Below are 15,729 nucleotides of genomic sequence, written 5' to 3'. Positions count from 1 at the left end.
CGGGAAGGTTCCGGCCCCGGAGAGCTAAACTTTCCGAGTGGAACAACTGTATACGAAGACAAAGTCATTGTGCTCGACAAAGGTAACAGTCGAGTAGTGGTTTTCAAGATGGACGGGACGTATGTAAACGACTTCCGAGTAAACTTTTTTATGGCAACAGGGATTCTGGCGAGTAAAGACGGCCGTATAGCGGTCAATTCTCTCTGGGAGCCAACGCTTTTTACCGTTTTCGATATGGATGGAAACATTGTAGGGAGTAAAGGTGAAAGAGTGCCGGATCAGTCGTTTTTTACAATGATGGGGGATCAGCATTTCAACCAGACATCGGCCGGTCACATTCTGTACTCCACGGTTAAAGAATACCCTGTACTAAGAATGACATGGGACGGTACTGTACTTGCGGAATATGAGGCCGATTCCCCTGGATACGGAAAATTCGAATTTCCGTCCGGCGTTCAGTTTCCACATGTCAACGACATCTTGAAAACCTGGACCCCGATTCTGCGTCCGCTGGCCATTGGTGATCACGTTCTGGTACAACGTAAAAAAGTAGATGTTGAGAATGGTATAAAATACTACGGTGATCTGTTCACCATGGACGGCACGCCGGTACAGTTGGCCATGGAACTACCCTTTCAGTTTTACGCGGTGGATGGCGATCTACTCTACGGTATCGACACGACGCCGGTGAATGAAGGAGCGGACAACCCGCACATCGTGGTGTTCCGGCTGAGGGAAAGTGCAGGTCAGTAATGATATCATTCCTCCGAGCTGTTTTTCTCATCCTGATTACAATTACAGTTACATCGGTCCATGCACAATCCTATGTGATTGAAAAAACCCAGGTTATCCCGCTCGAGCTGGGCGATGAAATCGTCGGTGAAATCGCCGATCTCACCCGGGACGCCGAGAGGAACTTCTACCTGCCCGACTGGCAGCAACATATGATCTGGGTAGTGGACTCCCAGGGCAGGTTGATCCGGAAAATCGGGCAGGCGGGAAGGGGACCGGGCGAACTGACCAATCCCCGCAGTGTGGCGTTGCACGATGGTAAGGTTTTCGTGCTTGATAACGACAACGACAGAATCTCCGCTTTTTCAATTTCTGGACAGCATCTTTCCAGCCATCGAATCGATGTGTACCTATCGACCGGCATGCTGATAAACGACGATGGCCACATCGCCGTTTCTTCTGTGCTGGCTCCGTCATTTTTCACGGTATACGACACCGATGGCGCGAAGCTCTACGATGGCGGCAGCCGTGAGGTCGAGGCCAGGCCCGTCGGGGTCATTGGCGGATCCTATCAGTTGTTCCAGCATATATCCAGCACACCGAATGGAGATGTGCTTTTTTCGCCGGTGAAACGTTACGAAGTGTCGAGACTGCACTGGGATGGCACGGTGCTGGCAACCTATTCGGCGGAACCTCCCGGATACACTCCTTTCTCCGTCACTCCGACGGGAAGTGGTATCGCATTTAGACCGGGATCGTGGGTTGGCCGACCACTGGGTATTGGTGATCAAGTATTGATTCAAAGATGGAAAGACCTGGAAGACGGCGAACGGAGATTTCAAGGCGATCTCTTCCTGGAAGACGGCGCCGTCGTCCAACTTGGCATTGAGTTGCCCTTCACTTTCATCTGCGCCGATGGTCGAACCCTCTACGGCATCGATACAACACCTGTTGAAGAAGGTGAACCCAACCCACATATCGTAGTCTACCGATTGAATGGCGGGCCAGAATAACCGTGATCGGTCCGTGCGGTCGAATCATCTGGAGGAGCTTGATGAGATACGTATTACTACTCCTGGCAACCATGCTTCTTCAACACTGGACCACCCCCACTACCGCGCAGGACTACAGCCTCGAAAAAGTGCGGGAGATCCCGATCGATCTGGGGGATGAAATCGTAGGCCAAATCTCTGATCTCGCCCGCGACACAGAAGGTAACTTTTACCTGTCAGACCGGCAGCAGCATACGGTCTGGGTAACGGATCCGAGCGGGAAGTTGATCCGGCGCATCGGCCAGGAGGGATCGGGGCCTGGGGAGATGTCGAAACCTCAGAATGTTACGGTATTCGACGACCGCATCGTAGTATTCGACAAAGAAAACTTCCGTGTAGCGACATTCAACCTGGCCGGCGTCCACCAGGCTTCGTTTCGAATCGACAGACCCGGGCCGGATAACATAGTTTGCGGAAGTGAAGCGCGCTGCGCCGTGAGTTCGCTGTTTGGGGAATCGCTGCTTACAGTATACGATCTGAATGGCAACAAGAGTCACGATATGGGCAGCCGCCCCTGGCCGCCCGACCCGCCCATTCCGGTCAGGATGGGCGGCTCGTTCCTTCATATGTCGCTTACCCCTGAAGGCCGCATTCTATTCTCATCCATCAAAACCTACCAGGTATACGATATGGAATGGGATGGGCGCATAATCGCCACGTACTCAGCCGAACCGTCTGGATACTTTCCCATGGTGATTACGAGTATGGAAACTGCGTCGGAAGAGTTGAACAGATCGACCAAAATCTTCCGTCCCCTTGTTGTCGGCGATCTCGTGCTCGTGCAGAGGGTCAGAAACAGTCCTGACAATTTCGGTATCCGGCATATCGATCTGTTCGAACGGAACGGCACGCTCGTTCAGATGGATATCGAGTCACCCCTTCATTTTGACTACGCCGAGGGCGATGATCTGTACGCCATAGACATCAATCCCGTGGAAGAAGGGGAACTCAACCCCAGTATCGTGGTTTATCGACTGAACGGCGGGCCATAGACTGTAATCCTCGTGACTCAATCCGTAACCCGTCACGCCGAGGAGCTACGAATGAGATTCGTTGTTGTTGTGCTGGCCATCGGTCTGATTCCCACGTGGACCGCTCCGGCTTCCGCCCAGAACTACGGCATCGAAAAAGTACGGGAGATCCCGATCGATCTGGGGGATGAAATCGTAGGTGAAATCGCCGATCTAACCCGGGACGCAGCAGGTAACTTCTACCTGCCCGACTGGCAGCAGCATACGGTCTGGGTCACGGATCCGAGCGGGAAGATGATCCGGCGTATCGGACAGGAAGGATCGGGGCCTGGGGAGATGTCGCGACCTCAGAATGTTACGGTATTCGAAGACTGCATCGTGGTACTGGATAAAGACAACTTCCGTGTGGCGACCTTTGATTTAAACGGAGCCCATCAAGGCTCGTTTCGAGTCGAATTGTTCCGTCCGGCCAATATGGTTGGCGACGGGAATGGGCGTATCGCTGTAAGTACCCTCGAGGGTGAATCACTTTTCACGGTGTATGATTCGAACGGGAACAAGACCCATGAGACAGGCAGTCGCCCCTGGCCGCCCGATGGACCACCGATCATGTTCGGTGGTTCGTTCCAGCACACCTCTTCCACCCCGGAGGGCCGGGTTCTGTATTCATCTATCACAACCTACGAGGTTATCGATATAGAATGGGATGGGCGTGTCGTTGCGACATACACTGCAGAACCGCCAGGTTACTTACCGATGGTGATTGCGAGTATGGATTTCAGTGGGGACGAAATGAACAAAACGTCCGCGGTAATGAGACCCCTGGTCGTCGGTGACCATGTTCTCATACAGCGGAGCAGAATCGGTCCCGAAAACACCGGTATCCTCCATCTCGACCTGTTCGAACGGGACGGCACACTCGTCCAGATGGATATCGAATCGCCACTGAGTTTCATCTACGCCGACGACGATGATCTGTACGCCATTGACACTTCCCCCGTGGAAGAAGGGGAACTCAACCCCAGTATCGTGGTCTACCAGTTGAGAAACTGAGCCGGATCGGGACCGATCATGAACCTACCCCAGGTCGCCGTCCGGCGGCCCGTCGCCACGTGCTGCCTGACGTGCGCCGCCGTCCTCATCGGGCTCATCGCGCTAACCCGCCTGCCGGTCAACCTGCTGCCGCCTCTCGAGATACCTGCCGTCACGGTATGGACGACGTGGGCCGATACGCCACCGGAGATCGTAGCCCGCGAGATCACCGAACCGATCGAGTCCGCGCTTCGGAATCTGCCCGGTGCGATGCAGGTTCGTTCCATATCCCGCGAGGGCGAATCGCTCGTAACCGTCGAGCTCGACTGGGGCGCCGACCTTCAATCCACGCTGCTCGCCGCCCGGGAAAAGCTCGACACGCAGCGATTCCTCCTTCCGGCCGAAAGCGATCGACCGGTCCTGCTGAATACGGACCCTGACCGGGCGCCCATGATGGGACTGGTGCTCGAGTCCGGAACGCGGAATGACGACGGTGCCACTTTCTCCTTGCAAAGACTGGCCGAGCAGGTCCTCCGGCCGAGACTGGAACAGCTGCCCGAAGTAGCCCGCGCGAGCATCGTCGGCGGCGCCAGACCCGAAGTACAGATCAACATCGATCCTGCCCGCCTGGCCGCGTACGGGCTGTCTCTCGACACGGTCCAGGACGTGCTTTACGCTTCCAATCGCGACCTGCCCGCCGGCCTGATGCGCCGGGGCAACTACCGTTACACCCTGCGTATCGACGGCGCTTTCCAAACTCTTGACGACATGCGCGCCACGGTGCTGGCTACCCGGCCGGACGGCGCACTCATACGGGTCAAGGACGTGGCGATGGTGCGCATGGGCGAAAGGGACCGGCGCGGCGCCGTGCTCTTCGACGGAACGCCCGCGATCGGCGTCCTGGTACAGAAGACGGCCGATGCCAATCTGCTTTCGGCCAGTGATGCCGTCAATGTCCTGGTACGACAGTACAACATCGAGTTTCCCGATGTATCGCTGACGGTCGCCTTCGACCAGGCCACCTTCGTACGCGGTTCCATACGCAATGCGCTGACCGCGCTGGCCGGGGGCGGCGTCCTCGCGCTGATCGTCCTGCTGGCCTGGTTCCGCAGTTTCCGGTACGCCATACCCGTGGCGTTGACCATGCCGGTGGCCGTCATCGCCGCCTTCGCCGTGTTCGACGCGACGGGTGTAGGGCTGAATATCATGTCGATCGGCGGGCTGGCCCTCGGCATCGGCATGCTGGTGGACAACGCCATCATCTCGGTCGAGAACATCGTGCGGCACCGGGAGACCGATCCCGACGTCCAGTCGGCCGCGGGCAACGGCGCAGCCGAAGTGGCGCTGCCCATGGCCGCCTCCACGCTGACCACCGTCGCCGTATTTCTGCCCATGGCCCTGACGCCCGGGGTCGCCGGGCAGCTTTTCCGGGACCAGGCCCTTGCGGTCACCGCGTCGCTCATTCTCTCCTGGACGGCCGCGTTGACGCTGTTGCCCGCGCTCGTTGCCCGATGGAGCCGGCGCGCAACAGCCGGCAAAGCGCGGCAGCCCGCCAGGCTGTACGGAACCTATCGCCGCGCCGTGGACGCCGCCATCAATCATCCTGTCCGGGGCCTGATCCTGCTGCTGGGTTTCGCCCTGGTCGCCGGATTTATCGGGCGCAACCTGCCGCGGTCCTTCTACCCGGAGGTGGATCAAGGCGTGTTCTGGATGGACCTTTCGCTCGTGTCCGGGACGTCGCTGGAAACCACGGTGGAGCGGGCGCGGGCGCTTTCCGAACTGGCCCGTACCATCCCGGGCGTGCGCCATACGTTGACGACGGCCGGAGCGGCCGGAGCGGCCTTCGTGCCCGGAACAGCGCCGGGCGCCACCAAACTCGAAACGGCCCGCGTGCAGGTTTTCCTGGATGAAGGGCAGCCGGACACACCCGCCGTCATGGCCGCCTTACGCGAAAGCATCCCTCCCGGACTGCAAAGCCAGGTTGACCTGAAGCCGCCGGTCTCGGCGCTGTCCACGATCCTCGGCGGGCGCCAGCCCGACCTGTCGATACGTCTGCACATGGATGAACGAACGGCCGGACCGGTCGACTCGGGCCAGCGGCGCATGTCCGATACCGCCGGATCCATCCGGTCGCTTCTGTCCGATTCCGCGTTCCCGCTCGCCGACATCACGCTGCGCGGCGTCGATCTTCGGCCTTCCTACCGGATCGACATCGACGCGCGCCAAGCCGCGCGCCTGGACGTTAAGCCCGAGCGGATCGCCGAAATCCTGCGCACCTACCTGGGCGGCCGGACGGCCACATACCTGGACCGCACCGATGAGCGCATTCCGATCGTCCTGCATGGCATGAGCCAGGATGACACGGACATCCGCGACTTGCTGGACCTTGCCGTGGATACACCGAACGGACCGTTCCCCCTGCGTGCGCTCGCCACGATCGAACCCGTCGAAGTCGCGGGAGAAATCCTGCGCATGGACCAGGCGCCCATGGTCATCGTCGATGCGGAGATTACCAGTGACGACCTCGTCGGCGTGGCGGACCGGGTCAGAGACCTGCTGGTGCGGGAAGGGCTGGCCGACAACCGGTTCAACGGGCACTACGTGGAATTCACCGGGACGCATCAGACGCTCAGGACCGCCTACCGTTCCCTGCTGATCTCGCTTCTCTTCTCCATCGTGGTCGTCCTGCTCATCCTCGCCGCGCAGTTCGAATCGCTGCGCCTTCCCTGGATCATCATCGCGGTGATTCCCCTCGCGCTGGCCGGCTCGGTCTACGTGCTGACGCTGCTTGGTGAAAGCCTGAACATCATCACGTGGATCGGCGCCATCGTCCTCGTGGGTATCGTCGTGAACGACGCCATCCTCAAGGTCGATTTCATCGTCCGGGCCGAACGAGACGGCCTGTCCCGAAGGGATGCGATTCACGAAGCGGGCAGGCGGCGGCTCAGGCCGATCCTGATGACCACCGTCACGACGATATGCGGCGTGCTTCCGCTGGCCCTGGGTTTCGGGACCGGGGGAGAACTCGGCATGCCCCTGGCCCGCACGCTGATCGGCGGCCTCATCCTCGGTTCTGGGCTGACGCTGTTCGTCGTACCGATCCTGTACAGCCTGTTCGCCAGGCCGGCGACCTCCGGGACGGCCGAATCCCGGTAATCGCTACTCGCGAAACCGAATCATGGAAAGATTCCTCACATCCGCGATCCATCGACCCATCGCCGTAACCGCCGCGGCCCTCGTCGTACTTGCCCTCGGAACGGCGGCCGTCCAGCGCCTGCCGCTGTCACTCGAGCCCGATAAGGATTATCCGGGATTGAACATTGCGGTCGCCTGGCCGGGGGCTTCGTCGGAAGCCGTCGTCAAGCACGTGACCGCCATGATCGAATCGGAAATCTCCTCCGTGCCAGGTATAGTCCAGATACGATCGGAAACGAAGGAAGGCATGGCGTCCATATACGCGAATTTCGATCATTCCCTGTCGATCGCATCGGCCCGGGCTCTGCTCAGGGACCGCCTCGCTTCCCTGCGGGAGGAATTGCCCGACGGCGTCGAGCCCCGCATATCGGAAGTAATCCCGCAGATGTTCCAGGAACTCGAAGGGTTCATGAGCTATCGCCTGTCCGGACCCATGACGGACTTCGCGTTGCGTGCGCTGGCCATCGAGGATATCCTGCCGGTCCTGTCCTCCATCGACGGCGTGCGGAACGTCGAAGTCATCGGGGGGCGGGAAGAAGAATTGGTCCTGCGGCTCGATGCCGACCGGCTGCACAGTTCCGGCCTTACCGCTGCGCAGGTGCAAATCGCGATTAACGACACTTTCAAGTCCCATGCGGCCGGGGCCGTACACAGAGCGTCCACCTTGATCCCGCTGTACACGAAACCCATGTCGTCGACTATGGGCGATCTACCCGACCTGCCCGTCGCGGCGGGCCGTGACGAGTTCATCCGCCTCGGCGACCTGGTGGAGACGCGCATGGGACTGACGAAACCGCGCAGTGTATCACGATTGAACGGCCAGCCCGCCATTTCCATCGAAATCGACCAGCAGCCAGGCACCAACATGCTGGATGTCGCCGATCGCGTACGCACGCGCATGGATGAAATGGCGCGGAGCCTGCCGGCGGGCGTCCGGGCGAACCTGGTCACCGACCGGAGCGAAGACGTCCGGCAGGCGCTGGACGACCTGTTCATCCGCGTCGCCATCGCCCTCATCGCCATCATCGCGCTACTCCTGGTCTTTATCCGTCAGATCCGGGCTTCGATCATCCTATTCAGTTCCATCGGACTTTCCATGCTCGCCGCTTTGATCTGCTTCGAGGCCATGGGACTGGGTCTCGATCTGCTCACCATCTCCGGCCTTGCGCTGGCCTTCGGCATACTCGTGGACAACGCGGTGGTAATCTACGAGAACATCCGCCGGCGCCGAGAAGAGGGCGATGAACCGGACGCGGCCACCGTGCGCGGTACATCGGAAATGCTGATCCCCGTCGCCGCCACCACGATGACCACGATCGCCGCCCTGGTTCCGATCGTCTATCTCTCGGATGAATTCAGACGGGAATTCGCTCCCTTTGCGCTCGGTCTCGGTCTGACCCTCGCCGCGTCCATCGTGGTCGCGGGCATCTGGGTTCCGGTGATCACGCATCGGCTGGACAGGAAGGTGTCCCCGGAGTACCGACGAGCGAATGTGATGCGTTTCGTGGACCGGTATGGAAGCGCCGTATCGCGCATGATCCGCTGGCGGTGGCCCGTAGCGCTCTCGACTTTCGGGATCTTCGGGATCAGCGTATTTCTGTTTGCAACCGACGTATGGAAGGGGCCGGGTTTTGGTTGGTTTGCCGATGAAACACGTATCAGCGTCCACATTGGCGGACACCCTGGCATGGAGACGGCCACGATCGATTCGGTGGCGCTCGCCTTCGAACGCTATGCAGTGGAAGCCGGTGGGAAGAACGTGGAAGTGGTGACCCGGATTGACGGAACCAACGCCAGCATGCAAACCAGGTTTTCTGAGGAATCCGCCCTGACGGCACTGCCCTATGAAATGCTGGGCCGGATGATGAATCTGGCTACCCACTACAGTGGATTGTTCATCAGCGTCTCTGGTTTGGGAACCGGTTTCTCTTCCGGAAGGGGAGGGTCCGCGACTTTCAGGCTGCAGATGGTCGGATACAACTTCGACGACTTGCGAGACCACGCGGAGCGCGTTGCGCGCCAACTGGAACGGAACCGGCGCGTGCGAAAGGTCGAAACCACTAACAGTCGATGGGGTTACAGTGAAGGACCTTTCTACGAATTGCAATTCAATCCCGCGCAACCTACGCTCGCAAGGGCCGGGGTCAATCTGGGCGATGTGGACGAATTGCTTCGGCTTTACGGAGACCGGGAAAGCCACGACGGCGAGTTGCACCTCGACGGACGGCGGGTTCCGTACCGTCTGGTCGTCGACCGGTCCGCCTCGGCGTCCGACCTCGATCGCCTTCCGATCCGGAGCTCCGACTTCGCCCTGGACATGGGGGATGCCGGATACCTGGCGTTCAACCGGGTACCTACAGCCATCATGCGCAGTGACCAGCAGTATGAGAGGTGGATAACGTACGAGTTCGTAGGCGCCGGGCGACTGGCCGGCCGATTTCAGGAAGCCTTTCTGAACGCCGTCGAACTGCCGCCGGGCTACCGGCTGGAACGGCAAACGTGGGCGGGGTTCGACTGGGGAGACGAGCGTGACCTGTACCTGGCCGTCTGCCTGGCTTTCGTGCTGGTCCTGCTGGTAACCTCAGCCCTGTTCGAGTCCTTCCGCCGCGCCGCGGTCGCCCTGCTGACCGTACCCATGGGACTCACCGGCATCTTCCTGGTATTCTGGTTCTTCGAACTTTCATTCGACCGGGGGGCTTTCCTGGGGACGATATTCATGGTCGGGATCGTGGTCAACAACGCGATCCTGCTGGTGGATCGCATGGCCCGGCTGCAACGGGAAGGCATGCTCCTCGACGTGGCGATCGTCACCGCGGCCAGGCAGCGCCTTCGTCCCATCCTGATTACGTCCCTCACTACGCTGGTGGGACTGACTCCCCTGCTCTTCGCGGGACACCCCTCGACGCGGGACCTCTGGATCAGTCTTTCCTACACCGGCCTGAGCGGGCTCACGCTATCCACGCTGCTGGTGCTGTTCGTCACTCCGGCGCTCTACCGCCTGATCGCGCCTGGAGACCGCGGGAGCCGAACCTGACGCCGTCCCTCCAGCCTGTTTGGCCCCTTCAGCCCTCTTTAGCCTCTTCGCCCTGGACCACGATGAAATCGACCGTCTTCGTGTCCTGCTGTCCGGTATGGAGATCCGTGACGGTCAGCGTCATGGTATAGGTACCGGGATCCAGATCCGCCGTTTCGATCGAGGTGTACTTGAAATCGTCCGGCGTCGTACCGCTGTCTTCGAAGGTCACGTAGGCCGTCTGATCGTCGGATCGCTGGCTGACCATGCGCCCCAGGGCGGTGAGGAATCTGAGGGCGACATTGCGCCGGGGTTCCCTGACGGCAATCTCCAGTTCCGTACGAAATCCCGTCCGGCCCTCGGCATCCCGCTCCAGATTATAGATCTCGTAATAGATGAACACCGGCGTCGCACGTGAATAGAGGCGTGCGGGGTGGGGTGTGATGAACAGTCCGTTGCGGACGAGCAGACCCGCCGCGTCGGTGGGCACGATGGATGCGGCGAGCTTTACATCGCTCAGCAACATCCGGTCTGCGCGGTAGTCCGAGATCTGGAGCGACGCCGTGGAGACCCCGTACTTCTGCGACAGCGAATCCCTCAGGGAAACCGCGGACCGGTACGCCCCGGGCTGTGCACTGAACCGGAATGCGCCCGTTGAAAGCTGCAGATTGTCCTGTTCCGACACGGGGCGGCGAAGCGGTCCCATCTTGAAGGGCATGGCCTGCACGTAGTTGAAGTCCATGTCCTGCAGGGCGATTCGGCCGGACAGCCAGGTCCTTTCGCCGAGCCCGTCCTCCACGTTGCCCAGCTGAGCCGCGGGAAGGCTGTAGGCCACTTCGATGTCGGCCTGGTCGCCGGGGCCCTTGAAGGCGGCCAACTGGTATACGAACGAGAGCGGTTCGCCGCCGTAGTCGTGCCGGTGGGTTTCGGGTACTTTCCGGATGAGCTCTTCGGCCTGTTTCCTCGTCGTATTCAGGAAGCTGTACGCGAGCCGGTCCGTCGTGCCGAAGTTGGTCGCCTGGGCGGGCAGATCGATCACCTGAAGCGGGTAGTCGAACGCTTTCGAATTCCGCTGATCCGTAAAGAAGATCTCCAGGCCGAAGGGGACGTAGACCCAGCTTTCCGTCGGGAATGCGACTGACTTGGTCTCGCGCCCGGCCCGCGCACTGAATATGCCGAAGTCCTGGATCGGCGCCCCGGTGCTGACCTGCATGTCCAATCGCTGCCGGCTGGTTTCGCGGATCATGTCCACGGCTCGCATCCCGGTCGGGAAAATCGCGTTGACCACGTCCTCCCCGGATTTGAGGATGAAACGCTGCCGATCGTCCGGATGACCGTATCGGACATAGATCTCGCCGCGGCGGTCCCACGGGTCCTTGCCCGTTGAAAAATGCAGCCTGGAGAAGATCACCCGGCGGTAGTGTTCCACCAGCCGTTCGTTGATCCGCGTCGTGGGATCGGGGTCGCGGGCCGCCCAGTAGGTGCGCCACAACTCCTCCCTTTCCTGTTCCGGCGCTTCGAGAAAGGCATTGGCTTCCTCCAAGGAGGCTACGATGGAGAGATCCCTGTACAGGGCGACTTTACCGGGGTCGATTTCCGACAGGACCGCGACGTATCGCCTCAAGGCCCGGTACGCGCGCACGTGCTGGTCCAGGGAATGGTACCGGTAGGCTTCGAGCTGTGCCGCCAGACCCTCGACCAGGGGATTGACGGCCGAATCCTGGGCCGCGGCGACCCGCTGCAACTGCGCGTACCCCTTCTGGTACTCCCCCAATTCGACGGAGCAAGAGACCAGGCGGTAGACCGCTTCGTCGTGCGACGGATTCTCGGATGCCTGCCTGGCATACCACTCCATCGCGGATTCCGGGTCGTCCCGGATCTCCTCGATGGCGTATCCCAGTTGAAAGAAGGCATCGGGATGGCTCGGATTCAACGCGATGGCGCGCCGGTAGGACGCGTCCTGGATCCTGTATTCCCGTTCGGCAGTACCGGGCCGGAACCGCGCCATCCGGATCTTTCCATACGTGCGGCCGCGGTAGTAGTATATGTCCGCCATGTCCGGCGCCAGTTTCTCGGCCTCGTCCAGGAACTCCCGCGCATCCTTCTTCTTGTCTTTGAGAATGTAAACCCGCGCGAGTTGTATGAGGATTTCCGGGGATGCGCGGTCGATCTCCAGCGCTTCCTCTGCGGCGCGCTCGGCCTCGTCATACCTTTCCTGCCGGTCCAGCGCGCGGCTCAGCCAAAGATGGGCTACAGACGATCCGGGTTGCTCCTGGAGCAGACTTCTCAGCGTGGACTCCGCCCCCTGGAATCTGCCCTGGTCGTACTGTGCCCTGGCCCGGTCCAATAGGGACTCCGCCTCCTGGCCGGCAAGAGGCTCCACTTCCTTGGCAGCGGACTCCGCCTCCTGGCCGGTGGCGGGCGGCAGCCAGGTGAATGGCAGCAGCAGGACAAGTAACGCGGAAATTTTGCTCAGGTTAGACATTTTGCGCCGTCCTTCAGCGCGCGGATGTAAGCGGGAAGTTATTCCGTGTCCGCCTTGAATTCCGCGACCCGGTCATTGGTCACGACGAAGACTTTCTGCCGCGTGGCGGTTTGTCCGGAATGCAGGTCCGTGACGCGAACCGTCATCTCGTAGGCGCCGGTGGGTGTGGCTCCCGTATCGATGGAAGTGTAACTGAACTCGTCCGGGCGGTTTCCTTCGTTCTCGAATACCATGAGCACGGACTGTTCGTTGTCCGTACGCCGGACCAGCCGGTCTATCCCCTTCAGAATACGCCAGAAGAGGTTCTGCGGCCGGTCCTTGTTCTTCATTTCCAGTTCCACCCGGTAAGCGGTTCGACCGGACTCGGACAGGGCGAGGTTGTAGATCTCGTAGTAGAAGTGAACGGGGTCGGTGCGCTGGTACAGGCGCGCCGGATTGGGTACGATTTCAAGTCCGTTGCGCACGAAGGGGCCGTGGATTGAATCGGCCGGCGTGATGGATACCGCCAGCTTGATATCGCTCAACACCAGCGCGTCGCCATCGTAATCGGGAACAGCGTAGCCCTGTTCGTAAATTCCAATGCGCCGGGTGGTCTCGTCCTGGACCTCTATGGCGGCACGGAAACTGCCGGGCGGCGCTTCCATCTCCATCATGCCCGTATGTAGTTCGATACCCGGGGCGTTCCCGGATACCGGTACGAGCGGCCGGTCGATGGGTCCGACACGCCTGGAGGTCTGGGCTACGCGGTTGTAATCGTCATCATGAAACACCATGTGGCTGTCCAACCACGTGCGCAATCCCTGTCCGTCCTCCACCGTTTCCAGTTGTTCGGCCGGGACCATGTAGGCGGTTTCCACTTCGGCCAGGCCGTCCCGACCCTTGTAGGACACAATGTCGTACATGAACCGCAGCGGTCCGCCGCCGTAGTCGAACTCGTAGGACTCCGGAGTCTTCTCCATCAGCGAGGCCGCGATGCGCCTGGGATTATACTTGTCCTGGACGAAGGCCTCGGTAATGTTCGTCTCGTGCACCTGCAGCGGATAGTCGAACTTGCCGACCCCTACCTGGTCGACGAAGAACAACTCGAGGTCGTGCTCCAGGTATACCCAGCTTTCGGCGAGAAAGCCCAGCGATTGTGCCCTGGTGGAAATGGCCGAAAAGGTGGCGGTGTTGGCGACTTCCTTGCCCCCCGTTACCGCGGACGAAACAATATTTGAGTAGTCATCCTGCTGCGCTTCCAATTCGTGCAGGTAGTCCCCCGCATCCGGATCGCGGGTACCGCGTGTTGTCGGGTCGCTCCACGTCTCGCCGGAGTTATCGATCTTCAGGCGGTACCGCAATATGAAATTACGCTCGCGGATCGCATCGATACGGGCGTCGCCGGTCGGCTGGTAGTTCTTCATGGCGTTCTCGCCGGTCTGCATGATGAAATGCTGCAAATCGTCCGGTTCGCCGTACCGTATATAGATCCCGCCGCGGCGATCCCATGGCTGCTGGCCACTGGAGAAATGCTCCCGTGCGTGCATGACCCGCCGGTAGTGTTCCACGAGCCGCTCGTTCACGGCAGTGGCCGGCTTCGGATCGCGGGCCGCCCAGAACCTGCGTCTGAATTCCGCTTTCGCCGCTTCCGTTTCCAGTGCCTGGTACTGCCGGAATTCTTCTTCCGACGTCACGTGGGCCAGATCCATGTAGTGCGCGCGTTCCTCCGGCGCCGCGTCGACCAGGAATTCGCCGTAGGCCCGGTCCGCTTCGGCGTATCGGCTCTGTGACTGCAGCGACGTGGCCCTGAGCTTGTTGATCAAAGTATGCACGTAGTCCGGCACGGCGTCCCCGTGGACTTCGACCACCTGCGTCAGGAGGTCGATGCCTTCCCGGAACTGCTTGAGCATGTAACTGCATCGCTCCAGGTGGTCGAGCGCATCGCGGTGATCCGGTTTTACCATCAACTGCCGATAGAATAAGGCCAGCGCTTTCTTGTAATCGCGAGAGGGGTTTTCGTAGGACAGCCCCAACCGGTAGTAGGCGTCCGGGTGCAGGGGATTCGCCGCCGCCGCCCGGCCGAAGGATCTCCGGGCCTGCATCACGTAGAGCGGCGCCGCGGGATCTCTCTTGCTCTGCGCCATGTACGAGACGCCCAGGTAGTAGTGCACTTCGGAGTGTTCCGGATCGTATCGGAGGGCCTGCTTGAGGCTCTTGCGCGCGTCGACCATGCGGTTCTTCATGCGCATGTACGTCCGGCCAAGGGCGAGGTGCGCATCCGGGTTCTTCCGGTCGTTCCGCACGGCGATACGCAGCTGTTTCGCCGCATCCCGGTCTTCCCCGAGCTCATAGTGGCTGACGCCCAGCCAGTAGCGGGCTTCCCCGGACTTGGACTTGAGGCGGACCGCCTCCTCGAAGACCGTTTTCGCTTCCTCGAATTTCCGCTGATCGTAGAGGGATAAGCCCTCCTCCAGCAGGGCATCCAGCGTTGAGGTCGGCCTGGCTTGACCAGGCGGACCTGCAGGCCCGGCGGACCCGGGTTCGGGCTGGGCATTCGATGCCGTCGCGTCCGCGATGGGACTCATCAGGCAACAGGACAGCAGGAATCCGGCCAGAGTACGACAAAGGAGCGGTAGAGGAGACAGGGCGGACATAAGATCAGCGGGGGGATCGATTTGGTTGGATGACAAGCCGTTCCCGGTCGCACGGGATTCGGCTTGTCCAGACCCTGATTGAATATCCCGGCTGGAGGGTCTGGTGTCAAGTTAAATCCGGGGATGAGACACGGGGCGGGCGACGGCCTGGACGACCCGCAGCATGCGCGTATACGGCGTGTCCTGTTTTGTAGCAAGCAGGACCCGCACATTGAACACGCGCCCCCGTTGCGGATCGTCCAGGCACAGGCGAATCCTCGCACCGATTCTCTGACACAGTACGGCGGGCAGCAGTTCCGTGCTTGGATTCAGATCGACGGCCAGGTTGAGCCCCGCTTCCGACAACCGGTCGACGATCCGGAAGGAAGGCAGGCCGAACCACCATCGGGCGCTCCGGTCCAACGGCACCACGGTGATGCGTGCATCCGACGGGTCGTAAAACTCGACGGATCGCGGTTCGCCGACCACGAATACGACCTCCGCGTCCAGACACGCAACCAGTTCGGGGATGATCTCGGCCGCTTTAGGGGCTTCTTCGGGACTCGACGGGAGGCAGATCAACAGCCGGACCGGCCGGTTGCGGATGTCGGAAAGGTTGAACGCACCGTTGAAGTAT

7 protein-coding genes are annotated in these 15,729 nt (G+C 60.6%); 5 read left to right on the top strand and 2 right to left on the bottom strand.

The features are described 5' to 3' along the window. The first annotated feature begins 752 nt into the window (after positions 1-752). Genes F4Z81_02720 through F4Z81_02700 form a run of 5 tightly spaced genes read left to right on the top strand, consistent with a single transcriptional unit; the run spans position 753 to position 10,016 of the window. A complete protein-coding gene (locus tag F4Z81_02720; protein ID MXW03962.1) occupies positions 753-1,745 on the top strand; it encodes a 6-bladed beta-propeller in 993 nt (330 codons plus the stop codon). A gap of 41 nt (positions 1,746-1,786) precedes the next feature. Further along, a complete protein-coding gene (locus tag F4Z81_02715) occupies positions 1,787-2,776 on the top strand; it encodes a 6-bladed beta-propeller (GenBank protein MXW03961.1) in 990 nt (329 codons plus the stop codon). Positions 2,777-2,827: 51 nt separating this feature from the next. Further along, positions 2,828-3,808, top strand: a complete 981-nt coding sequence (locus F4Z81_02710; GenBank protein ID MXW03960.1) for a 6-bladed beta-propeller — start codon at positions 2,828-2,830, stop codon at positions 3,806-3,808. An 18-nt stretch (positions 3,809-3,826) separates the two neighbouring features. Continuing rightward, on the top strand, positions 3,827-6,943 hold the full coding sequence (locus F4Z81_02705; GenBank protein MXW03959.1) for an efflux RND transporter permease subunit: 3,117 nt from the start codon (positions 3,827-3,829) through the stop codon (positions 6,941-6,943). A 22-nt stretch (positions 6,944-6,965) separates the two neighbouring features. After that, positions 6,966-10,016, top strand: a complete 3,051-nt coding sequence (locus F4Z81_02700) for an efflux RND transporter permease subunit (GenBank protein ID MXW03958.1) — start codon at positions 6,966-6,968, stop codon at positions 10,014-10,016. A 28-nt stretch (positions 10,017-10,044) separates the two neighbouring features. Here the strand turns inward: F4Z81_02700 and F4Z81_02695 are convergent, their stop codons facing one another. Continuing rightward, positions 10,045-12,480: a GWxTD domain-containing protein gene (locus tag F4Z81_02695; protein MXW03957.1), complete on the bottom strand. Its 2,436-nt coding sequence runs from the start codon at positions 12,478-12,480 to the stop codon at positions 10,045-10,047. Between the two features lie 38 nt (positions 12,481-12,518). Continuing rightward, a complete protein-coding gene (locus F4Z81_02690; GenBank protein ID MXW03956.1) occupies positions 12,519-15,149 on the bottom strand; it encodes a tetratricopeptide repeat protein in 2,631 nt (876 codons plus the stop codon). Between the last annotated feature and the right edge of the window lie 580 nt (positions 15,150-15,729).

The organism is Gemmatimonadota bacterium (assembly GCA_009835325.1).
Classification (GTDB): Bacteria; JAAXHH01; JAAXHH01; order JAAXHH01; family JAAXHH01; genus JAAXHH01.
Note: the sequence above shows the minus strand (reverse complement) of the source record. Positions and strands in the feature narration are given on the sequence as shown.